This window comes from Pradoshia sp. Z4_20 (assembly GCF_058216035.1).
Map to the genome: position 1 here is coordinate 1,014,724 of NZ_JBZAJD010000001.1, position 22,550 is coordinate 1,037,273.

Genomic DNA, 22,550 nt, shown 5'->3' on the forward strand with positions numbered 1-22,550 from the left:
ACTCCTTTGGTGAAATTAGGATCTTATTATAGCATGGAAGGGAAAGGTATTTTACTGTAATTTCCATTTACAAATAATTACCAGTTAGAAGCGTTGCATTAATGAAGAACGAAGGTGGAGAACAACATGAATAATTTTTTTGAGAACTGGCATATGAATTTCCAAAGAATCTAAAAAACGTGAATGAAGCACTGAGTAAAAAAGAAAAAGTATCTGGTTGTTCTTTTTGTCTGTATTACCATGGAACGGTCTTTAGTATGGTTAATCATTTTAAAAATGGAGGTATTTTCTCCTTTTGTATAAAAGAAAAGAGATATTAATAGAAATAACAAAAGCATAAGAACTTTAGTTGTTCAAATGCTTTTGTCTGGGTTTAAAAAGTCTCTTATTTTTTATCCTTACAGTGCATGGAAGCTACATAACCAAAGGTCATACCCGGTCCCAATGTTGCTCCTGGCCCAGGATAAGAATGACCCATAATGGATGATGAACAGTTACCACAAGCGTATACATTATCAAATACTGTACCGTCTTCTTTAACAACTCTTGCTAATTCGTCCGTAACTACCCCGCCTTTAGTGCCGATATCCCCTGGGTAGACTTTCATTGCATAGTAGGGAGCCTCATTGATTTCAAGTAAATTTGGATTTGGCAAAGAAGGATCCCCGTAATATCGATCATGTGGTGTTTCTCCTCTATGGAAATCTAAATCTTTTCCGTTTCGTGCAAATTCATTGAATCTGTTCATTGTTTTAACTAAATTTCCTTGTGGAATATTTAATTTGTTTTCTAATTCTTCGACTGTATTTCCTTTCAAAACAACACCATTCTCATAGTATGCTTGAGGGAAATCTTGCCCGGGGAATAGGCCAGTAAATATATATCTTTTCTTGGCTCTTGCATCTAAAATAATCCAGGAAGTGATGGCTTTACCGTCTGTTTTTTCATTATGTTCATACATTTTATCAACGAATTCATGATATGGAGTCGGTTCATTAATATATCGATTTCCGTCTTGGTCAACGATAATCATATTCGGCAAGCCTCTATCCGCTACTAAGAAAAATGGCATACCCAAATGATTAATGACAGTAGGGGCACCCCAAACTCTGTCCATTAAACCAAACTTCGCATTCAATTTTGCGAAAGGCTCAATAATATCACCAGTTTGACCTTTTGGTGAGCTTGTCCAACTCACATCTTGTGGACTTGGAAGATATTTATCTCTCTTTTCTTGATCCCGAGAAAATCCACCTGATCCAAAAATTAAGCCTTTATTGATTTTGATTGTTACTTGTTTACCGTTTTTGTTTACGATTAGGCCTGTTACTTTATCGTTTTCGTAAATAAAATCAACAAATGGTGAATCAAGCCAAATTTCACCGTTTAAATCTTTGTAAGTTAGAGCCAATCGAGCTATTAAAGCTCTACCTAATGCGGCATAATCTTTTTTGAATAATTTATGCTTAATTAATCGCCATCCAAGTGTTAAAGAAGCTCTTTTTCCTGCCCAGGACCTGGTGATCATATTCACTTTAACGAAATCCTGTCCTGTCATAACGAAACCTTTTGTATCCATAGCAGGAGGGAGAAGCTTGCTCTTCCAATCTTCTAATTTATTTAAATCAATTACTTTGGGCTCGATCGACCGGCCGATCCCTTTTCCACCCGGATGTGTCGGGTAATAGTCAGAGTAATTATTTGCATAGGAGAATCTCATATGTGGGCTTAAATTATGCATATAATCCAGCATTTCGATCCCTTTTTTCAAATAGGTTTCTTTAATTGTATCACTTACTAAATCACCTACAGTGGAATCTAAATATAATTTAGCCTCTTCAAAACTATCGGCTACACCAGCCTCAACTAAATATCTGTTATTCGGAACCCATACACCGCCGCCTGATAAAGCAGAAGCTCCTCCAAAATGCTTTTCCTTTTCAATTAGCAGTGTACTTAATCCCTCTTTTTTTGCAGTAATGGCGGCAGAAAAACCTGTTGCTCCAGAACCGACTACTACTACATCATATTCGTAATCCCAACCCATTAAAAAATCCCCCTTTGAGTAGTATCTGCGCAAAATAACAAAACCCTTAAATAGAAACCGTTAAATATTCAGACAATTAAATTTTACAGTATTTAGAACAGATTATACAATAATATTTGGAAATATTTATTAAATATCAATCAGTAGAAGGACTGAATTGACCCATACTTAATAAATGAGATAAGCATAGAGAGTGAAACGAGAGTTTATTGTAGAAAAATATATAATGTTACACCTGGTATTTAAGAATAATTTAACGAACAATGCCATTCCAATAGGGTGGAAGGTTAGTTTACCAATGGATGCTCAAAAGAAAATAATAGTTGTTATTGAGTTGGCACTTTGAAAATTACAAAATGGTAGATAAATAAGAATTGATGAAGATTAGATAAAGGAGGATCTCTGGATATGTTTTATCGTCTAGATATGTGAAGGGAAATAATCCAAAATAATCAGATCCCGATCAACTTTAGAGGTCAGGATCTTTTTATAGGTTAGAGTGCTCTAATTAGTACACTGTAATTTTTTCTTTTCTTAAAAAAGCTTATATTATCTTAACTTCTACCCAAGCATCGGTAAGAGGGATTCCCCCCAATGTTGCCTCTTTAAAGAATTGTTCTATTGAATCGAATGACTGATCTGCACCAGTGAGACTTTCCAATATCCATTTATTATCTTTCTGTATAACATGGTAGCTATTGTCTTTATACATAAAGCTGGATACGACATTGTAACCATAATCAGTATTTTCTCTTACCATTTCCATCTTTAAATCTTCTATAGAGTAATTAATTTTTTCTGTAATCATATCAGCATAGCTTCTCACATCAGAATCTGTATCATTTTTAAATAGTTCAATGAATTTCTTTAAGGTATCTTCACTAAATTGGTAAGTATAATCATTCCAAATTTTATTAGCTATAGAGATCCTTAAATCATCATCAGGATGTTCGCTCAATTGTAATAACTTTTCGCCATACCAATCTAAATCTGCTTCCTCATCAATAGTATCAAATTGGATAATTTCAGAAAGTGTTTCAGCATCATCTTGTTCGATTAACGATTCAAAGTCTTCCTTACTATATGTCACAATAGAATAGTCTTCGTCATCTGGTAATTCTATTTCCACTACATATAAGTTTTCTAGAAAATCGTCAAAGTTTCTAGCGAGTGTTATTACTTGTGAAATCTCATCATTATTATCTACGTACACAATTGGCGGATTTGAAGAAGTATGCCGATAATCAAAGGCCAGCCAGTAATGACCATCACCATTAAACAAAACAAGGCCTTTAGGCATTTTCCATTCTTCTATTAATTCTTCACTATCTAGTATTCCTCCATTTTTGCCAATTCCATCGAGGTATTCTACTTCTATGAATAAATCGTCAAATACTTCATGCTTGGGAGCGGGATGAGCATTGTAGATGATACTCCCGCCGTTTTGATCTTTTAATAATTTTATGTAGGATTCTGGAAGTTTAACACCCAGCTTTTTTTCGGCCATTTCAATAATTGAATCAGTGACCGGTAGTGGTTTGTAACCTACATCTTTATCCCATATGCTGCTTTTCAAAATCTCTTCACCTAATTTCATATAAATTATTGCTCAATATATAATTCTACAAAGTTCCATTTAATCCTTTACATATATTGGTTGATGGATAATCTTTTGTGTGACTTTAAATAAATTTTGTTTTTAAGAAAAAATGAAAGGAGTATAGAGGAAATGTTGACTAGTGGGCACTCAAATAGGGTGCCTTTTATTTGGTTTTACAGCACGAATTATATAGTTTTGCATATTTTCTATGGAGTATCTAGTTGCTTTTATGATAACTAGTAGAAATATAATCAGTAATAGAGAAGCTGATAAAAACATACTTTATATCGGCTTACAGATAATACCTTCCCAATATAGCAAAAGATACTCCACCTAATTCAAAGGGAGGAGTATCTTTTAGCTTGAGCTGGTAATAGTTTAGCAGAGTTCAAGCGCTGCCTTATAGTGATGCCGAACCATGCGGCTAGGAATGCTTTAATGATGCCGACTGGTAAAAAAGGATAAATACCTGTTACTAAAGCTTCCTGCCAGGTAAGTGCTGCAAATAGTTTTAACCAAACGCATCCAACGGTTAAGGTGATACACATACCGATTAGGTTTGCGAAAAAAGCTTGACTGTATGTATAGGATGTTTTTTCTAACCATAGCCCAATCAGAAAGGCTGTCGGAATGAATCCGATTAAGTAACCGCCCGTTGGTCCAAATAAAATACCTAATCCGCTTGTGAATTGAGAGAATACAGGTAAGCCTATAAGACCGAGTGTTAAATAGACTAATACTGTAATCGTACTGTGTCTGGATCCCAAGATGGTTGCCACAATCCCAACGGCTAATGTTTGTCCTGTAATAGGAATGAGAGGCAAAGGAATGGTGATTTGGGCTAACAGACAGATGATGGATGCACACATTGCTGCGAGAACTAGCTTTTTCGTTTTATCATGAGCCATAGACAGTCACCTCAACTGAAAAATAAGTAAACCAATTTAAATAATAGGTTAACATATTTTATGGGAAGTTAACAAGATTTGTTTAATAAATAAATGTAAAATTTAAACTATTATAATTTATTGAAAATTCTACCAAATTAAACTAATATAGTGATATTATTTAAATGAGTATAAAGATCTAGAGATTAAGGGGGATTCATTTGAGTAAGAAGGCTATAATTATACCAATTATTACAGGTTTTATCATGTTGCTGCTTTATTATGTGTACAATGTAAGACTGGAAACAACTCTGCCTGATGATGGGTGGGGAAGATCAAGCAATTTGAAAGCATCATCAAAATATCCAATGGAATATTACAGTTATCAAATAGATGATGAGTTACACATTTTTATGCCGGATGAGACAGATGTTTCTCACAAAGTATTGGATCAAAATTTCAACATGTTAAAAGAAGAATCTATCCAAGCCGAAGTGGCGCCGGCAGAACCAATTTGGGCGTCCGAGGGTCAGCTGATTTATATGGATGATGATAAGTTAACCATCAACCAAGAGGGAACGGATCAGGTAATCGCTCAAGACATTACTTCTTTTTCACCTACCCAAGCTGGAGTTCTCTTTTGGAATCAGAATGAACTAAAAGAATATAATGCAGGTACAGGTCAAACAAAGCTTATACATACATATGATCAACCTATTTACACAGGATTGCAGGCTAAAAATGGTAAGTCCTTTTTAGTAGGACTTCAAATATCTGATTCCGAGGTTCATTTTTATTCATTGTATAATGGAAAATTAAAAGAGCTGCTCGAGCATTCAGCAACTGGCGGGGAAACAATTGAGAATATCATCTATGATGCCGGAGACAAAAAAGCTACAGCTATTATCGAAAAATATTCGATGGCACAGGGACAAAGGGCCTATCAAGCGTTGGAGTTAAGCTTTGATTTAGCTACTTCAAAAGTTGAAAAAAATGAGAAGTATACTTTTTATGATGAGAAGAATGGGAGTGAGTTAGATAATCCTCGATATTTGCAGATTTCCTACCAGGATGATAAGCCGGCAATTTTATTTGTTGCTGAGGGCAGTCGAGTTGCAAAGCGTTCTGGGTATAATGTTTACTATGCCACGCAGCAAAAAGGAGCCTGGGTAGCTGAGAGGAGAAGTAATACGGAAGACACACCTGCCAGACCTCAATGGCTTGATCAGAATTATATAACTTGGCAAACGTTTGATGGGAAGGAATATGTGTTGAACGGCACAACGGATGATGATCGATATATCGAATCTTCACAAAAAATAACCAAAGAAGATTATACCTCCGCTCTATATTATTCTATTTCTGGCATATTCAGCGGCTTTTTTATGCTAGTGCTTGGACTAGTATGGGTTGTTCCTCCATTGGTCTTTTACGGAATCCTGTCGTTTATCAAGAGTGATATTTTCGAAAGGAATGAACGCAGTTGGGTAGAGCCGGTGGGAATTCTGCTCTATATCGGTACTATGATCTATATGCTGAATGAGGTCTTATCAGAAAGGTCATTTTTTGCGGCTCCATCATATTTAAACTTCGATGGTAGCTTGATTATTTGGCCTTTAATCATCAGTATTGTTACGTATATGATCTATCGCTGGGTGATGAAGGAAGATACAGGTTTATTTGCTGGATTATTTTACTACATAGGCTATAATTTATTAGTTATGACCTGTTTATTTGGGCCATACTTATTGTGAATAACGTTAAGAAGAATACCAGGCAATCATGAAACGATTGTCTGGTTATTTTGTCGTATCGGGTGTATGAATATAACGTTACCTGCAAAATCCCAAAATCAATTTAGTAAGAGATTTCACTGCTCGGTTTATATAAATCAATATAATGGATGGGTAAATCACTAGTGAATGTAATTATTCGTTTAAATATCTTAAAATGAGTGAAAAATTCATCAAATAAGAGAGTTTCCTGTGAATTAAAGTCATACACGGACAAAAATTGTTCCATTATTTCACACGTCTCCGGGTCATTCAATATTCCATGAACTTCAAGCGGCACTTCAAATTTTAAATAAAGATGATCTAACCCAAAATCAGAAAAGACCAAAGCGATTTGATTTCTGTACATGATTCCACCTCCAATAAGCAGTATGGTGATTTGTTTAGTCTTTCAAACAGGAATTCTTGAAATATATAAAGAAAGGATAGGTGAAAGAGTGATAAGTAGTATAAATCAGGAGATTGAAGAGGAGAAACAACGGCTCGAATTTATAAAAAAATACATGCAGGTTGTCATTGATACAGCTGAAACAAACAAAGAACAATTTATGGAAAAAATGAAGGACATTTTTAAAGATGAAGACTGGGTAGAGAGTGCGGGGTATTCGCAGCTTTTAACGAGTGCAAGCTTCTATCAGCTATCAAGGTCCGAACTGGAAAGTTTAATTAAGGCGATACCTAAACCATATTTTGCGCGGGTTGATTTCACTTCTCGTGAGGCTGGCGGAATGGAGAAGCTTTATTTTGGAAAGACATCCTTATTCCAACGTGACAATCAGGAGCAATTGATCATCGATTGGCGTTCACCTATTGCTAATTTATACTATGAAGGCCGGTTGGGAGAAGTGAGTTACACATCAGAAGGTGAAACTTATGACGGTACCATTAGTCTAAAAAGGCAATTCATCATTGAGGATGGAGAGTTGCTTGACATACGGGATATCGATGTTACGACGGTGGATGAATTATTGCAGGAGTCTCTTGCCGGCAGTTCTGCCAATCGATTAACAGAGATTGTTGCAACGATTCAGGAGGAGCAGAATCAAATCATACGAGCGGATTTAAATAAACCTATTATTGTGCAGGGAGCTGCAGGAAGTGGGAAGACAACTATTGCTTTGCACCGTATTTCATATTTTTTGTATCACTATAAAGATGTATTCCAGCCTGAGCAATTATTAATTTTAGCACCAAGCTTTTTATTCCTTGATTATATTTCAGAGGCACTCCCGGAACTCGGTGTTGAGAAAGTAAGGCAAATGACCTTTCAGGGATATGTGGAAGAGGTGCTGGGGAAGAAAATTAAATTGACAGAGGATACTAAGCTTCGTGACATCCTCAAGGATCAACAATTCGTTCACATCTCAAGCATCAAAGGTTCCTCTCTATTTCAAGGGGTGCTTGACCATTATGTTGAAGAAATAAAAACCAGTTTAATGGTGCATGAAGACTTTCGGGTTGATAAGTTTAAATTGTATACAGCAAAACAGTTTAATCATCTTTTATACAATGAGTATACATATTTGCCGCTTTATAAACGAATCGAGAAACTAAAAAAAGTCCTTCAAAATCAAGTACGTTTGAATAAAGATAAAATGCTGAAAAAAGTAGTTCAGCATTATGAGGTCAGAATTGACAGGGCCTTAAACTGGAAGGGTGATGAGAAAAAGCGGAAGCAATACATTTCGCTGGCTTTGGATAAAAAAGAGGCGAGGATCAATGATCTGAAAATGGAAATCAAAAAAGCCGTCCAGGATTATATGAGCTATTTTGATAAGAGAGATATATGGACACTTTATAAAGAATTATACAGCGACCCGGACAGGCTGGTTCAATACTCAGATCATAAACTCAGTAAAAAAGAGGCGTTAGAGCTTTGCGAAAGCAGTCAGAATATCTTTTCTAAGAAAAAATATGAGCTTGAGGACTTGGGCCCTATTCTGTATTTATATGCAAAAATTTATGGAGTTAAGCCGGAGAAAAAGGCAAAGAATGTAGTGATTGATGAGGCGCAGGATTATAGCTTTTTGCAGCTTCAAGGGCTTAAAACAGCTTTGGAAACAGATATGTTTACCCTTGTCGGTGATTTGGCGCAGGGCATCCATTCTTACCGGGGAATAACCGACTGGCAGGAAGTAAGAAAATCCATTTTTCCAAGAGCCATTTATCGAGAGCTGAAAAAGAGTTACCGAACAACCGTCGAGATTATGAATGAAGCCAATCAATTATTAAAACGGCTATCCACTTCATTTCCGGAGGTTGAACCAATCATTCGACATGGCAAACCACCTGTATTTTTAGAGATCACATCTGATGAGGAATGGGCTGAACAGATGTCTAATCAAGTAAGGAAGTTAAAGGAAGAAAAATTCAATACTTTCGCGATTATTACAAAGACTGAGGAAGATGCAGCGATTGTAAATTCCATTCTTAAACAGCATACTGAGCTAGACCTCTATTTACTTGAAGAAACGACATCTATTCCAAAGGATAAAATAGTAATTGTACCGTCGTACTTAGCGAAGGGATTGGAGTTTGATGCTGTATTTGCTGTCACATATAATGAAGTATACTCGGATAACCATGAGATCGATATTAAACTATTGTATGTTGTAATGACCAGAGCTCTTCACCGACTGATACTAATGGGGAAACAGAAGAGGGCATTTATTCTCTAACATTTGTTGGAGAAAATGTCCCTTTTTCTATTTGTTTTGGAAAACACGTTTACCGTATATAGGTAAGCGGTTGTAAGTAGTGTAAAATAGATAAGTAGATTGGATTAGGGAGGTAAGGCAGGGAGAATGAGAAATACAGTTTTAGAAGTCAAATCAATCAGCAAACAAATAGCTGGTTCTGATATCCTTAAAAATATCAGCTTTGAAATAGAAGAAGGCGAAATTTTCGGCTTAATTGGACCCAATGGTGCTGGAAAAACGACCTTAATTCGAGTGATTTGCGGACTTATGAAGAAAAATGCCGGCCAGATTAGAATCATGAATCACGAGGTAGGAACGTCTTTTGTTGACGCCATCAAACATGTAGGAGCTATTATTGAAAATCCAGCCTTTTACGATTATTTAACTGGGTGGCAAAATTTAGAATTATACGCTAATTTATATTCGAATATATCATCTGATAGAATAGAAGAAGTTGTTGAATTAGTCAACCTGACAGAAAGAATCGATGACAAGGTACATACATATTCGTTAGGAATGAAACAGAGATTAGGAGTCGCCCAGGCCATTTTGCACAAACCGAAGATTTTGATTTTGGACGAGCCAACAAACGGGTTGGATCCAGAAGGAATGCGTGACTTACGCAATCATCTTCTCTATTTGGCCAAAGAAGAGAATATATCGATTCTCATTTCCACTCATCTATTATCTGAGGTTGAAATGCTTTGTGATCGAATTGGCATCATAAAAGCGGGTGAATTATTGGAGATCACAAATGTAAAAATGGATCATCATGTGCTTATTATTGAGGTGGATGATATCCAACATGCTCTGGCTGTATTAGATGCAAATTATGAGGTTATTTCATATAAGGGAAATCTTATTCGCTTATCAGTTGAGAAAAAGGATATCCCGATGCTTAATGAAATGCTGGTTCTGAATAAAGTGAGCGTGTATCAGCTTGCTTATGACCAAAATCAGTTGGAAGACACCTTTTTACAGACGATTTCAGCGAGGGAGGTTGGAATTTCGTGAGGTCATTACTTTATAACGAACACTATAAAATGACAAATAACAAAATGGTCAGATACTCCTTTCTGGTGATGCCTTTGTTGATTTGTTTATTACCATTCTTTTTTACAAAACTGATTAAAGGAACAGACGGAAATGTGATTGACTTTATGTCTGTGCTATCCAACTTCCTAATCATCACGATATTTCTAGCGATTGGTTTGGCGGGGAGTATACTGGCTAATGAATTTCAAAGAGGAACAATTAAACTGTTATTGATCCGTCCGAGAACAAGGTCAATGGTCTTATTTGCCAAATGGCTTACGATTCAATTGTATGGTATATATTTATTAACCACTACATTTATCTTTTCCTGGCTTATTGGAGGAATAATTTACGGCTTTGGAGCGGGCTATGGGCTTATGTTTCAAAAGTTATTGTTAACGTATGGAATTACGTTTTTGGAATTGATGCTGATTTCAACCTTTACATATGCAGTATCTGTCGTATTTAAAAATAGTGCCTTTGCAATTGGGTTTGGAATAGCTGCGTTACTTGGCGGGAAGTTTGTAACGGAAATTGCAGAGTTGCTGGAGCTGTCCCTTGGCAAGATTTTGCTCTTTGCCAATACACAGTGGGACCAATACTTATTCGGTAATACACCTATCCTGTCTGGAATGTCACCAGGCTTTTCGATCATCATCCTTATCATGCATTTCATTTTCTTTTATGGTGTTGCTTGGTTTTTCTTTGCAAAAAGGGATATAACAGTATAAAGTAAAGGCCTGAAAGGGTGAGAATGATGATTATTAGTGCCAGCAGGAGAACAGATATACCTGCGTTTTACTCTGAGTGGTTTATGAATCGAATCAGAGAAGGCTATTATATGAAGGTGAATCCTTTTAATCGTCATCAAACAAAGAAGGTTTCACTTTTGCCGGTAGATGTGGATGCAATTTGTTTTTGGACAAAGAATCCAAAACCGATGAATCCCTATATTCCTGAATTGGTGGAGATGGGCTACCGTTTAATGTTTCAATATACTCTAAATGACTATCCAAAAGAGATTGAGCCAGGGATGCCAAGTTTATCTAACAGAATGAAAGAGTTCCAGTATATATCTGATTTAATCGGGCAGGAGAAAGTAATCTGGCGATACGATCCCATTGTGTTAAGCAATAAAACGAATGTGGAGTATCATATCGAGCGATTTACTCATATAGCAAAACAATTATCCGGGTTTACTACGCGTGTAGTGATTAGTTTTCAAGATTTTTATACGAAGACAAAAGGTAGACTTGCTAATCTGGAAAAGGTGGAGGGCTATCAATTCGATGACTGGCTTGACCCTAACAATCGGTCAGCTTTAAATGCATTGACCCGTACCATTGGTTCAGTTTGCAAGCAATATGGAATGGTACCAGAGACTTGTTCGGAGATTATTGACTTGGATACACACGGAATCAAACATGGCGCGTGTATTGATAAAAACTTTATTGAAGAAGTATTTAACCTGCAATTATCCGGTAAAAAGGATAAATACCAACGGGCTGAATGTGGGTGCATGGAGGCAGATGAGATGGGTTCATATGATACATGCCCATTTGGCTGCGTATATTGCTATGCGGTAAGAAGTCCGAAGCTGGTGCAGACAAATAGACAAAAACATGATCCAACTAGTCCTTATTTACTGATAAACGGGTAAAATAATGATATACTTAAGGATCGTATAAAGGAAGCGGTGAAGAGTTAATGAGTTATTTACAACCAGGTATTAAAGCAACATTAACAGTGGAAAGAGAGGTTTCATTCGGATACTTTCTTTCTAATGGTGAAGAAGATGTTTTGCTTCACACACATGAAATCGTTGGTGATCTTGAAATAGGGCAAGAAATAGAGGTTTTCTTATTTAACGATAAAGAAGGCCGATTGACAGCCTCCATGAAATTGCCAACCATTACTGAAGGTGATTATGATTGGGTTCCGGTCGTGGATGTTCATCCAAGCCACGGGGTTTTCCTTGATATCGGACTTCAAAAGGATTTATTGATCTCCAGTGACGATTTACCAAAATTAAAAAGCCTATGGCCAGAAGTAGGAGACCAGCTTTATGTTACATTAAAAGTCGACAATAGAGGCAGAATGTTTGGTCGTCTTGCTACTGAAACCGTTGTACAGGAATTAAGCGAGCATGCTCCTGAATCAATAAAAAATAAAGATTTTGAGGGAAGAGCTTACCGTTTATTAAAAGTAGGCACCTTTATTTTAACAACAGAAGGGTACCGCTGTTTCATTCATGAGAGTGAACGTGCGAATGAACCAAGGCTGGGTGAATTGGTCAAGGGCAGAATTATTGAAGTTAAGCCTGATGGCAGTACAAACGGCTCGTTGCTGCCACGTACGCATGAACGCCTTGATGAAGATGCGGAAGCAATCTTTACTTATCTTGAAAGCCGCGGGGGCAGCATGCCTTATTGGGATAAATCGGATCCGGAGTCTATCCAAAAACGTTTTGGTATGAGTAAAGCAGCTTTTAAACGTGCACTCGGCCGACTAATGAAGGATCGCAGAATTACACAAGAGGATGGCTGGACGAAGATAACGAAACAATAAGGGGAATGGATATGAATATACTTTGGGACTTTGACGGCACTTTATTTGATACCTATCCCGGTTATGCGAGAATGGTCAAAAGTGCAGTGGAGACACCTCTTTCGGAGGAAGAAATCTTTTCCTTGCTAAAGGTGTCGTTTGGCCATGCGTTCAACGAACTTAAGCTAACCGAAGAACAAATTAAACATATTCATATACTTGAAAGGCAGTTAAAGCCCTTGGATTTCAAACCGTTTCCGGGAGTGAAGAATGTGCTGGAGGCAGCGGATTTAAATGTAATCATGACGCATAAATACCGTGAAGGTGCCGAGAGTATTTTAAAAGCAAACGGAATGGATCAATATTTCACAGAAATAGTAGCCATTGATGACGGATATCCAAAAAAACCTCATCCAGCAAGCTATCAGTACCTGCACGATAAGTACCGTATTGATCTCGCGGTTGGGGATAGGGAGTTAGATATTTTACCTGCCAAAAGTATTGGAATCAAAACCTGCTTATTTCAGAATGATACGCCAGGTGCGGATTATTATGTTAATAGCTATGATACGTTTTTTGAGATTGTTAAAAGATAAGTTAAGTTCAACAGGTGGAGAGAGAACAAATTGTTCTTTCCCACCTGTTTTGCTTTTTATGGATAGATTATAACGAATCCCTTGCTGGAAATAGATTTTTAACATATATACTTTACTAATAAGATTGCTGGATTAGGAGAAAAGAATAGATATGAGGTTAAATAGCCATTAATAGAGCCGTTATTCAGAATAATAGAGCCAATTTTAGTGATAATAGAGCCGATTCTGACCAGAATTCAGCCGAATTCAGCAATAATTGAGCGAATCAGTAAGGAAATAGAGCGGATTAGTTTTCCATTGGATATTTTCTCAATCTTTAGGATGTATAGCGATAAATGAACATCCCATGAGTACAATTATGTAATTCAGTATCTGTAAGGGTTATTCCACATATTTAAGATTTACATTAAATTTTGAATCCTCAAAGCGAAATATCTTTACATACCAAATAATTTATCCTTATAATTTAATTTACTAATCAAAAGATAATTTAAAGAAATTTGATTACTGAAGGAGTTAGAAAGTTGAAAATAAAAGACTTTACTTTAACAGCCATTTTTTTATCTATTATTCTATTATTTGCGTTTACACCATTTGGTTTTATTCATTTAGGTGTAATTAAAGCAACCTTAATTCATATTCCAATTATTATTGCCTCTATTATTTTAGGCCCAAAGATAGGTGCGTTATTGGGATTAGTATTTGGATTTACTAGTATTGCTGTAAATACGATTACTCCGACATTATTATCATTTGCTTTTTCACCAGCAATTCCCGTATTAGGAACAGATCAAGGAAGTTTTTGGGCGTTATTTATTGCCATTGTTCCAAGAGTAATGATTGGATTTATACCTTACTATATTTTTAAAGCATTTCGTAATGCTATAACAAAGAAAAATTCGCTTCAAAAACCTGCTTTATTTATTACAGCTTTAGTGTCCACTTTTATGCATACATTCTTGGTTATGGGTTCTATTACCTTTCTATTTCAGGATGCCTATGCAGAGGCTATTAACGCTGGCAGTACAAGTGCCATTTATAAAGCTGTTTTAACTGTGTTTTTTACAAATGGACTTGCCGAAGCACTCCTTGCCGGGATGGTAACGATGGCGGTAGTTCCGCCTTTATTAAAGATTTCGAGAAGATAAACTCATGTCACTATTTCTGAATATCAATTAAGAAATGTCAAACTCACATATTAATTTGAACGCCATTTTGAATATCAATATTCAAAATGGCGTTTTTTATAGTTGCTGTTTGGATTGAACTTATTATCAAGTGTTATAGAAGTTACTAAGTATAGAGTAATTTCAAGGAAAATAAGCAGTACGTGTCGTCTATAATCAATTTTTCCAACTACGCGGCTTTATACTATTTTCGTGGGATTAAATTGTGAAAAGTAATGATATTTTGTATATAATTGTTAAATAAAGCGATCCGATTTGATTGTCGAATGCTATGCATGGTTTATTGTCTTTTTCATTCAGTTAAAGGGACGTTTTATTCGAAAAAAAAGTAAAAAAGGAAATCGTAGGTGATAGTGTTGTTCTTAAAGAGAATTCAACTTGAGCATGAAAACATACCTTCTTATAATGAGTATCCTTTCTCTATTCCTTCAATAAAGAATCTTCACCAATTGAATTTGAAAACCAATGTTACATTTTTTGTTGGGGAAAACGGTTCAGGAAAATCTACACTTCTAGAAGCAATTGCTGATAAATGTCAGTTTAATACAGCAGGTGGAGGGCGGAATAATACTTATAATGTTCATGCTTCAGAATCCGCACTTGGCGAATATATAAGGCTTTCGTGGCTTCCTAAAGTCACAGACGGTTTTTTTCTTAGAGCAGAGTCATTTTATAATTTTGCTTCTCATATTGATGAAGTAAAAGCTTATAATGCCTATGGCGGACGTTCTTTGCATCAACAATCTCATGGCGAGTCTTTTTTGTCCCTCTTTTTAAACCGATTTAAAGGGAGAGCCATCTATTTATTAGATGAACCAGAAGCTGCCTTATCACCCCAGCGACAACTTTCATTTTTGAAAATCTTACATGATTTAGTCACTGCAGGGGACAGTCAATTTATAATCGCTACACATTCTCCAATTCTTTTAGGATATCCCAACGCCACAATTCTAAGTTTTGATAACGATACAATTAAAGAGATAGATTATGAAATGACAGATCACTATCAAATAACGAATTACTTTTTACAAAATAGACACAAGTTTTTGCGAGAGATATTAGAAGATTAATCATCCAGAAGACACCGTATGTAGTCGTTTGATTAAGATTAAGGCTTTAATTATGGAGTATGAAATACAGAAGGATTTAAGCTGTTTTGTAATTTTTTATATTTAACAAGGCACTAATCCAAATTATAAGAAAAAGACTATCAGTTAAAATTCACTGATAGTCTTTTGCATTCATTACTTTTTAACTGTCTCTAAATACTCATCATACGTCATTTGTTTGTCGATGATGCCATCTGGAGTAATTTCGATAATACGGTTTGCAATCGTTTGGATAAACTGGTGGTCATGAGATGTGAAGATCATGGCACCTTTGAAATTAATCATACCGTTATTGACTGCTGTGATGGATTCCAAGTCTAGATGGTTCGTCGGTTCATCCAAAAGAAGAACATTTGCTCCGCTGAGCATCATTTTGGATAGCATACAACGAACTTTTTCGCCACCGGAAAGAACAGACGGTTTCTTCATTACTTCTTCACCAGAGAAGAGCATTCTTCCGAGGAAACCACGAAGGAATGATTCGCTTTCATCCTGTGGAGAGAATTGACGAAGCCAATCCACTAGAGTTTGCTCGTTTCCTTCAAAGAACTCAGAGTTGTCTTTAGGGAAGTAGGATTGTGAAGTTGTAACTCCCCATTTGAATGTTCCTTCATCAGCTTCCATTTCACCCATTAGGATTTTAAATAGAGCTGTTTTGGCATTATCATTTTGACCAACTAAAGCGATTTTGTCGTCTTTATTCATAATAAAGCTAACATTGTTCAGTACCTTTTCTCCATCAATCGTTTTGGATAGACCTTCTACACGCAGAAGATCATTACCAATTTCGCGCTCTGGAGTGAAGTGTACATATGGATAACGGCGGGATGAAGGTCTAATATCATCGAGCGTAATCTTTTCCAATAATTTTTTACGGGAAGTGGCCTGTTTAGATTTAGAAGCATTAGCACTGAAACGGGCAACGAATGCTTGTAATTCCTTAATCTTTTCTTCCTTTTTCTTATTGGACTCAGCTGTTAATTTTTGTGCCAATTGGCTGGACTCATACCAGAAATCATAGTTTCCGACATACAATTGGATTTTTCCGAAATCAAGGTCTGCAATATGTGTACATACTTTATTCAAGAAATGACGGTCATGGGATACAACAATTACCGTATTCTCAAAGTTGATTAAAAATTCTTCAAGCCATTGAATAGCTTTGATATCAAGGTGGTTGGTAGGCTCATCGAGTAATAATACGTCCGGTTTGCCAAATAAAGCTTGTGCAAGCAATACTTTTACTTTTTCTCCACCATCTAGCTCAGCCATCTTTTTGTTGTGTAATTCTTCTGGTATCCCTAACCCTTTAAGTAGGATTGCTGCATCAGGTTCTGCTTCCCAACCATTCAGTTCAGCAAATTCACCTTCAAGTTCTGCTGCTCTCATACCATCTTCGTCGGAGAAGTTTTCCTTCATATAAATAGCATCTTTTTCTTTCATAACTTCATAAAGTCGGGCATGTCCCATAATAACTACTTGAATCACTTCAATATCTTCATATTCGAAGTGATTTTGCTTTAAGACTGTAAGGCGCTCTCCAGGGCCAAGGCTGACAGTTCCAGATTGAGGCTCTAGCTCACCTGATAAGATTTTAAGAAAAGTAGATTTTCCGGCACCGTTGGCGCCAATTAATCCATAGCAGTTTCCAGGTGTAAATTTAATATTTACATCTTCGAACAATTTTCGGTCTCCAAAGCGAAGACCTACGTTATTTACAGTAATCATGTATTTCATTTCCTCCGTTTGCTGGTATCTAGCAAATTATATCACCACATGTACACATTTTGAAAGAGAAGTGCTAACATTCTCGTGTTTTAGTCAGAAAACAGCACTTTGACGATGGTAATTTGTGTAAAACAGCTTCTTCGATAGCTATAAAGACAAAAAATCCAGTACTAACAGAATCAATAGATAAAGCGCTTACTGATATACTTTTCTGTAAATTTGTTACATTAACGTAATATTAGTGACATATATGTAATAGGTTTAACATCTATTTGTTCTTAACAACTATTTTAGTTAGCTGGTAGGATAATGTCTGAAATTCATTCGGTCAAAATAAAGGAGGTTAGCCCGATGAATCAATTGATTATTGCAGTATTAATCTCAACATCACTTGCGGGAGTCATACAAGGTGGCTTCGTTTCCTCATCAAATAATAATAAAACTCAACATATAGATCAGCAGCCAACAGTTGAAGTAAGTCAAGTAGTGAAAGATGATTTGACTGATTTTATGTTTATAGATATGCCTGAAAAAAAGACAAGCTCTACAATCATTCAGAATGATAAAGAGTTTGAGCATACTTCATATGAATCTATTAATTCAAGCATTAAAGATACAGAAATGAACATACAATCATCTGCTAACGTTGCTGCCGATGCAACAGATCGAGTCGAAACGAAAGACGTGCAATCGACTGAACGTAGAACAGACTTATCTAAGATAGAAAAGGCTGTAAAGACGGAAAAGACTCAGGAAAATAAGGTTATTAAAACACCTGCAGTTGAAGATAAAGATGAGGTAAAAGAAACATCTGTAAAATCACCAATTGAAGAAGAGGTAAATAAAAATACAGAAACTGCCGTAACTTCTGAAGTTGAAGAAGTAGATGAAGAAATAAATACATCTGCTGAAAACTCTGAGCAGGATGAGAAAATCATTACTGTTAAGGCAACAGCTTATACCGCGGATTGTGAAGGTGGAACTGGTGTCACATACACTGGTATAGATCTTAAAGCTAATCCTAATCAAAAAGTAATTGCTGTTGACCCATCTGTAATTCCACTGGGCACAAAAGTTTATGTGGAAGGGTACGGACATGCAATTGCCGGAGATATTGGAGGAGCAATTAAAGGTAATAAAATTGATGTTTTTATTCCATCACAAAGTGAAGCGGAAGACTGGGGTATTAAAACAGTTGATGTGAAAATTTTGGAAGACTGATAGGTTTTTTGATTGGTCATGAAAAGCAATCCAAGCACGCTGGATTGCTTTTTCCTTTCTATTCTAGTAAAAGAGGGGTAGTATCAATACCATATGTTTTAGTCAATTACATAAGTGTATAGAAGGAATTTAAAATTTAGGAATAGAGCGACAGTTTATTTTTTTCGTGATTTGTAGTAAAATTTAATTCTTTGACGGGGAATTATTATATTTTTAGTTTTTGAATCAATATGGAGGAATTCTGATGACAACTGCAACTGTAGATGAATATAATTTAGAGAGTTTGCTGGATTCATTAAAGATGGATGCTTTAAAGAATATCCGCAGAAATCTAAATTTAAAAAACATGAGTTCATTAAGAAAAAAAGAATTGGTAGCAGCACTGGCTGAGAAAATACCAGCTTCTGTCCCTGAGAAGGTTCAAATGATGGATCTTCATCAATACACAGCTATTGTAGCGATGATGACAAAAAGCGGGATTATGCCAATCGAACAAATTGGACTTGAAAATGTATTTTACTTATCAAGTATCGGATATATCCACCCTTCCAAAGTGGAAGATCAACCAGTGGTTGTAATGCCGACTGAAGTAATGAAACAATTTTACAATTTAAATCCAAAAGAAATCATGACTGTCATTAACCGTAATCAAAAAGTGACAAACATTCTTTTTGGGTTAATTCGTTATTATGGATTTATAGAGGTTGAAAAAGCTCATAAATTGATTGAAGGATATATCCAGGAAGAAGTGGATATTGAATGGCTGCACAATTACATTCGATATTTGGAAGATTTCTATGGAGATTTCCGTCTAGATGATGAATATATTATTCATGATACTATCAAGGAATTAGATGGATTTAAACAGGCTCAGGCAAGCAGAGTAGGCTTGAAATACTACCATATTCCTGCTGAAACTATGGTAAACGTGAACCGGTACGAGCCATTTGAAAGAACAGAGCAAATGGTTGAATTCATTCACTATTTATCAGATACGTATTCTTTGAAACAAGAAGAAGCAGCAGAATTGGCAGACCGTTTTATCTTTAAAGTTCAATTCGGAGAATCCTTGCCTGATGTGGTGAAATGGTTTGGAGAACAAATTGAATTTGAGTCAGAAAAAGATATTAATGCACTGGTTGAAAAAATGGTTACTGTCGTAAACAATACAAGACTATGGATTTTAAAAGGTCACACACCTTCTGAATTATCCTCTCCATCTGCTAGTAAACCTGCAGCTTCTGCTCCAGTTCTAAAAACTCAACCAAAAGTAGGCAGAAATGAACCTTGCCCATGCGGCAGCGGCAAAAAATATAAAAAATGCTGCGGTAAAGCTTAATCTCATACAGGTAACTTGTGAACATGGTGTGTACCTCGTGGCGTTTGCTACGGGGGATATGCCGTGTTTTTTATTTTTAACAAAGAAGTAGATGTAAGAACAGTCATAAGTTGATTACTTTATCATCATTCTTAAATGCGTTATAATCATCCAAAATAGAGCGAGGAGGGTATGAATGGAGGATTTTGAATCTTTAACATTGCCAACCTATATCAAGCCTGGATTGGATATTGTATTTTGTGGGATTAATCCTGGCAGAATTTCTGCTCTAAAAGGGTATCATTTTGCGAATCCAGCGAATTTGTTTTGGAAGGGTTTGTATTTGGGTGGCATTACGCCGTATCAGTTTAAACCTGAGGAGACGGCAAAGCTCTTGGACTATGGTTACGGAATAACTGATATTGTCGGCAGGGCAACAAGATCTTCTTCTGATTTGAAAAAAGATGAATTTATAGAGGGTGCGGCTGACCTAAGGAATTTAATCACTCAATACAAGCCTAAATGTTTATGCTTCATTGGGATTACTGCCTTCCGCTATGCAACAAACCGTCTTAAAGGCAAAGTAGAACCAGGTCTTCAGGACGGCTTGTTTTTTGCTACACCTGATTGGGAAGGCTGCTATATCTTTGTTGTTCCATCTACAAGCGGGGTAAATGCCCATTATACGAGAGAAGAACGAATAGACTATTTCCGGCAATTATATGAGTGGAATAAATCTCAAAAATAAATAGGTATAATATCTGCTGACAGAGGCATGATATGGTTAGAAAGTTCAGCAGATTATTGACATTTCTGAAAATGTGCCGTATTATAAGGTATAATGTTTATCTTTATAAAATTGACCGTAAATAGACATTCACTTATTATAAAGTGTTCTCTTTTTTACAGAGCGGTACTTTTTATAATAGGTGAATCTTTATTTATCACACATTTTTGGAGGTAACAAAATGAAAAACGGTAAAGTAAAATGGTTTAATGCAGAAAAAGGTTTCGGATTCATTGAAGTTGAAGGCGAAAATGATGTATTCGTACATTTCTCCGCTATTCAAGGCGAAGGTTTCAAATCTCTAGAAGAAGGCCAAAGCGTACAGTTCGACGTAACAGAAGGCGCTCGCGGACCTCAAGCTGAAAACGTAATTAAGCTTTAAGAAGTATGCGAATAAAGGCTATCCCAGGTATGGATAGTCTTTTACTACATAATTAACTTCTAAAAGAAAGGTGTGCCGGTTATGTATAATCGAAAAAATGTTGAGGAAATAATCCCTGAAGAAACGAAGGTGTGGGAATGTACTTCTGATGATTGTAACGGTTGGGTACGTGACAATTTCAAAGCTACAGCAACACCTAAGTGTCCATTATGTGGTAGTGAGATGACAGAAGGAATTAAAATGCTTCAAGCGATTAATAATCCTAGACGGAACGATTAAGCCGTCCAGCTTTCTCACAGAAACAGACCATTGAATATGTGGTCTGTTTTTTTTGTCTTGTTTTTTATTTTGTGAATTTAACAGTATTTTCAATAGATCAAAATGAAACCATTTATTCGTCTTAATCGTATGTAGGGGTATGTAAACACTACAGAAAAGAGGTATCCCAACTGTGAATTTGCCTTATGAACAAGAATTAAATGAATGGAAAGAATTTTTAATTGGCTATAAGTTTGCATTAAGTGAAATGAATACAAAACTGGAAATATTAAATCAGGAGTTTGAATTGATTCACAATTACAATCCAATCGAACATATTAAATCGAGAATGAAAAGTCCACAGAGTATTATGAAAAAATTAAAACGAAAAAACCTAGATATTACGGTTGAAAATGCACAGCAGAATGTCCGTGATATAGCCGGGATTCGTATTTCCTGTTCGTTTACGACGGATATTTATGCGATTGTAGATGCCCTTGGAAAACAGGATGATATACATATTATTGAGATTAAAGATTATATTAAAAACCCTAAGTCAAACGGGTATAGGAGCCTTCATTTGATTACGGAAATACCAGTGTTTTTTTCGAACTGTAAAAAATGGATGCCGGTGGAAATACAAATTAGAACCATTGCCATGGACTTTTGGGCGAGCCTGGAACATAAAATTTATTATAAATTCTCTAAGGATGTACCTGAGCATCTACTCCAAGAATTAAAAGGGTCTGCCGATATGATTGCAGAATTGGACGATAAAATGCTCAGAATTAATGAAGAAGTTCAGATATATAAAGATATTGATAAATTAATGAGTGAAACCAAACTTTAATTAACCTCCTTCTTCCATTAAAAAAATGTGTCAAAAAGGTAAAAAAGGGGAAGATAGAGGTAAAAGGAAGTGAGGTATAGCTCATGACGATGTTAAGAGAAATTATGACCACAAATGTAGACTATGTTACACCGCTTGATAATGTATATGAGGTTGCTTTGAAAATGAAAGAAGATAATGTAGGAATCATTCCTGTCTGTGAGGATAATACATTGATTGGCATCATTACGGACCGCGATCTGGTTGTGGACGGAATTGCTGAAAAACGGCCAGGTTCAACTAGGGTAACAGATGTGATGCATCAAAATGTTGTGACTGCAAACCCTGATACAACAGAGGAGGAAGCAGCTGCACTAATGGCTCAACATCAAATTAGGCGTCTGCCTGTCCTGGAAAACGGTAAACTTGTTGGAATTGTATCCTTAGGTGATTTGGCCGTAAGCTATACCGGTAATGACGAAGCCGGTGAAGCTTTGCAGGATATTTCAGAAGAAAATTAAGAAAAA

General features: G+C 36.1%; 21 protein-coding genes. 16 read left to right on the forward strand and 5 right to left on the reverse strand.

The features are described from left to right. Positions 1 to 385: 385 nt before the first annotated feature. The 3 genes from AC4BHP_RS04905 to AC4BHP_RS04915 form a co-directional block, all read right to left on the reverse strand. Positions 386 to 2,047: an FAD-dependent oxidoreductase gene (locus tag AC4BHP_RS04905; RefSeq protein WP_139891848.1), complete on the reverse strand. Its 1,662-nt coding sequence runs from the start codon at positions 2,045 to 2,047 to the stop codon at positions 386 to 388. 544 nt (positions 2,048 to 2,591) lie between these two features. After that, positions 2,592 to 3,644, reverse strand: a complete 1,053-nt coding sequence (locus tag AC4BHP_RS04910; RefSeq protein ID WP_077248010.1) for an SMI1/KNR4 family protein — start codon at positions 3,642 to 3,644, stop codon at positions 2,592 to 2,594. Between the two features lie 341 nt (positions 3,645 to 3,985). Beyond that, complete coding sequence (locus AC4BHP_RS04915; protein ID WP_139891851.1) at positions 3,986 to 4,555, reverse strand: biotin transporter BioY; 570 nt, start codon at positions 4,553 to 4,555, stop codon at positions 3,986 to 3,988. 200 nt (positions 4,556 to 4,755) lie between these two features. Here AC4BHP_RS04915 and AC4BHP_RS04920 point away from each other — a divergent pair, with 200 nt between their 5' ends. Then, positions 4,756 to 6,288 carry a hypothetical protein gene (locus tag AC4BHP_RS04920; RefSeq protein WP_139891852.1) on the forward strand — a complete coding sequence of 511 codons (1,533 nt, stop codon included), beginning with the start codon at positions 4,756 to 4,758 and terminating at the stop codon, positions 6,286 to 6,288. Positions 6,289 to 6,391: 103 nt separating this feature from the next. Here AC4BHP_RS04920 and AC4BHP_RS04925 read toward each other — a convergent pair whose 3' ends face one another. Next, positions 6,392 to 6,676 (reverse strand): hypothetical protein, encoded by a 285-nt coding sequence (locus AC4BHP_RS04925; protein WP_066103440.1) that lies wholly within the window; start codon positions 6,674 to 6,676, stop codon positions 6,392 to 6,394. A gap of 88 nt (positions 6,677 to 6,764) precedes the next feature. Here AC4BHP_RS04925 and helD point away from each other — a divergent pair, with 88 nt between their 5' ends. From helD to AC4BHP_RS04965, 8 genes are all read left to right on the forward strand, one after another. Next, positions 6,765 to 9,005 (forward strand): RNA polymerase recycling motor HelD, encoded by a 2,241-nt coding sequence (helD, locus tag AC4BHP_RS04930; RefSeq protein ID WP_490551474.1) that lies wholly within the window; start codon positions 6,765 to 6,767, stop codon positions 9,003 to 9,005. A 126-nt stretch (positions 9,006 to 9,131) separates the two neighbouring features. Further along, a complete protein-coding gene (locus AC4BHP_RS04935) occupies positions 9,132 to 10,040 on the forward strand; it encodes an ABC transporter ATP-binding protein (RefSeq protein ID WP_066103443.1) in 909 nt (302 codons plus the stop codon). Continuing rightward, positions 10,037 to 10,792 carry an ABC transporter permease gene (locus AC4BHP_RS04940; RefSeq protein WP_490551477.1) on the forward strand — a complete coding sequence of 252 codons (756 nt, stop codon included), beginning with the start codon at positions 10,037 to 10,039 and terminating at the stop codon, positions 10,790 to 10,792. Before AC4BHP_RS04935 ends, AC4BHP_RS04940 begins: the two co-directional genes overlap by 4 nt. Positions 10,793 to 10,818: 26 nt before the next feature. Further along, positions 10,819 to 11,721: a DUF1848 domain-containing protein gene (locus tag AC4BHP_RS04945; protein ID WP_490551478.1), complete on the forward strand. Its 903-nt coding sequence runs from the start codon at positions 10,819 to 10,821 to the stop codon at positions 11,719 to 11,721. Positions 11,722 to 11,768: 47 nt separating this feature from the next. Beyond that, positions 11,769 to 12,629: a CvfB family protein gene (locus AC4BHP_RS04950; protein WP_140461526.1), complete on the forward strand. Its 861-nt coding sequence runs from the start codon at positions 11,769 to 11,771 to the stop codon at positions 12,627 to 12,629. Between the two features lie 11 nt (positions 12,630 to 12,640). Continuing rightward, entirely contained in the window at positions 12,641 to 13,204 is a 564-nt protein-coding gene (locus AC4BHP_RS04955) for an HAD-IA family hydrolase (RefSeq protein ID WP_148629781.1), read from the forward strand. Positions 13,205 to 13,728: 524 nt separating this feature from the next. Beyond that, positions 13,729 to 14,352 (forward strand): ECF transporter S component, encoded by a 624-nt coding sequence (locus AC4BHP_RS04960; RefSeq protein ID WP_066103455.1) that lies wholly within the window; start codon positions 13,729 to 13,731, stop codon positions 14,350 to 14,352. Positions 14,353 to 14,747: 395 nt separating this feature from the next. Next, positions 14,748 to 15,461, forward strand: a complete 714-nt coding sequence (locus tag AC4BHP_RS04965; protein ID WP_490551480.1) for an AAA family ATPase — start codon at positions 14,748 to 14,750, stop codon at positions 15,459 to 15,461. A 174-nt stretch (positions 15,462 to 15,635) separates the two neighbouring features. Here AC4BHP_RS04965 and AC4BHP_RS04970 read toward each other — a convergent pair whose 3' ends face one another. Then, a complete protein-coding gene (locus tag AC4BHP_RS04970; RefSeq protein WP_066103460.1) occupies positions 15,636 to 17,228 on the reverse strand; it encodes an ABC-F family ATP-binding cassette domain-containing protein in 1,593 nt (530 codons plus the stop codon). A gap of 351 nt (positions 17,229 to 17,579) precedes the next feature. On the opposite strand from AC4BHP_RS04970, the gene AC4BHP_RS04975 reads away from it, so the two are divergent. The 7 genes from AC4BHP_RS04975 (at position 17,580) to AC4BHP_RS05005 (ending at position 22,544) form a co-directional block, all read left to right on the forward strand. After that, positions 17,580 to 18,449 (forward strand): 3D domain-containing protein, encoded by an 870-nt coding sequence (locus AC4BHP_RS04975; protein ID WP_490551481.1) that lies wholly within the window; start codon positions 17,580 to 17,582, stop codon positions 18,447 to 18,449. Between the two features lie 244 nt (positions 18,450 to 18,693). Then, on the forward strand, positions 18,694 to 19,788 hold the full coding sequence (locus AC4BHP_RS04980) for an SEC-C metal-binding domain-containing protein (RefSeq protein ID WP_139891857.1): 1,095 nt from the start codon (positions 18,694 to 18,696) through the stop codon (positions 19,786 to 19,788). 175 nt (positions 19,789 to 19,963) lie between these two features. Then, positions 19,964 to 20,515 (forward strand): mismatch-specific DNA-glycosylase, encoded by a 552-nt coding sequence (locus AC4BHP_RS04985; RefSeq protein ID WP_066103469.1) that lies wholly within the window; start codon positions 19,964 to 19,966, stop codon positions 20,513 to 20,515. A gap of 220 nt (positions 20,516 to 20,735) precedes the next feature. Continuing rightward, a complete protein-coding gene (locus tag AC4BHP_RS04990) occupies positions 20,736 to 20,936 on the forward strand; it encodes a cold-shock protein (RefSeq protein WP_066103471.1) in 201 nt (66 codons plus the stop codon). Positions 20,937 to 21,017: 81 nt separating this feature from the next. Then, complete coding sequence (locus AC4BHP_RS04995; protein ID WP_066103474.1) at positions 21,018 to 21,215, forward strand: cold-shock protein; 198 nt, start codon at positions 21,018 to 21,020, stop codon at positions 21,213 to 21,215. Positions 21,216 to 21,387: 172 nt separating this feature from the next. Continuing rightward, positions 21,388 to 22,044, forward strand: a complete 657-nt coding sequence (locus tag AC4BHP_RS05000; RefSeq protein ID WP_225983575.1) for a GTP pyrophosphokinase — start codon at positions 21,388 to 21,390, stop codon at positions 22,042 to 22,044. 83 nt (positions 22,045 to 22,127) lie between these two features. Then, the gene (locus tag AC4BHP_RS05005) at positions 22,128 to 22,544 is read left to right on the forward strand and encodes a CBS domain-containing protein (protein ID WP_066103476.1); all 417 of its coding nucleotides are present in this window, start codon (positions 22,128 to 22,130) and stop codon (positions 22,542 to 22,544) included. Positions 22,545 to 22,550: the final 6 nt, after the last annotated feature.

Coding starts and splice junctions, on each gene's coding strand:
- AC4BHP_RS04905 (WP_139891848.1), bottom strand. CDS start 2,047: ATGGGTTGGGATTACGAATATGATGTAGTAGTAGTCGGTTCTGGAGCA.
- AC4BHP_RS04910 (WP_077248010.1), bottom strand. CDS start 3,644: ATGAAATTAGGTGAAGAGATTTTGAAAAGCAGCATATGGGATAAAGAT.
- AC4BHP_RS04915 (WP_139891851.1), bottom strand. CDS start 4,555: ATGGCTCATGATAAAACGAAAAAGCTAGTTCTCGCAGCAATGTGTGCA.
- AC4BHP_RS04925 (WP_066103440.1), bottom strand. CDS start 6,676: ATGTACAGAAATCAAATCGCTTTGGTCTTTTCTGATTTTGGGTTAGAT.
- AC4BHP_RS04935 (WP_066103443.1), top strand. CDS start 9,132: ATGAGAAATACAGTTTTAGAAGTCAAATCAATCAGCAAACAAATAGCT.
- AC4BHP_RS04945 (WP_490551478.1), top strand. CDS start 10,819: ATGATTATTAGTGCCAGCAGGAGAACAGATATACCTGCGTTTTACTCT.
- AC4BHP_RS04950 (WP_140461526.1), top strand. CDS start 11,769: ATGAGTTATTTACAACCAGGTATTAAAGCAACATTAACAGTGGAAAGA.
- AC4BHP_RS04955 (WP_148629781.1), top strand. CDS start 12,641: ATGAATATACTTTGGGACTTTGACGGCACTTTATTTGATACCTATCCC.
- AC4BHP_RS04970 (WP_066103460.1), bottom strand. CDS start 17,228: ATGATTACTGTAAATAACGTAGGTCTTCGCTTTGGAGACCGAAAATTG.
- AC4BHP_RS04975 (WP_490551481.1), top strand. CDS start 17,580: ATGAATCAATTGATTATTGCAGTATTAATCTCAACATCACTTGCGGGA.
- AC4BHP_RS04980 (WP_139891857.1), top strand. CDS start 18,694: ATGACAACTGCAACTGTAGATGAATATAATTTAGAGAGTTTGCTGGAT.
- AC4BHP_RS04985 (WP_066103469.1), top strand. CDS start 19,964: ATGGAGGATTTTGAATCTTTAACATTGCCAACCTATATCAAGCCTGGA.
- AC4BHP_RS04990 (WP_066103471.1), top strand. CDS start 20,736: ATGAAAAACGGTAAAGTAAAATGGTTTAATGCAGAAAAAGGTTTCGGA.
- AC4BHP_RS04995 (WP_066103474.1), top strand. CDS start 21,018: ATGTATAATCGAAAAAATGTTGAGGAAATAATCCCTGAAGAAACGAAG.
- AC4BHP_RS05005 (WP_066103476.1), top strand. CDS start 22,128: ATGACGATGTTAAGAGAAATTATGACCACAAATGTAGACTATGTTACA.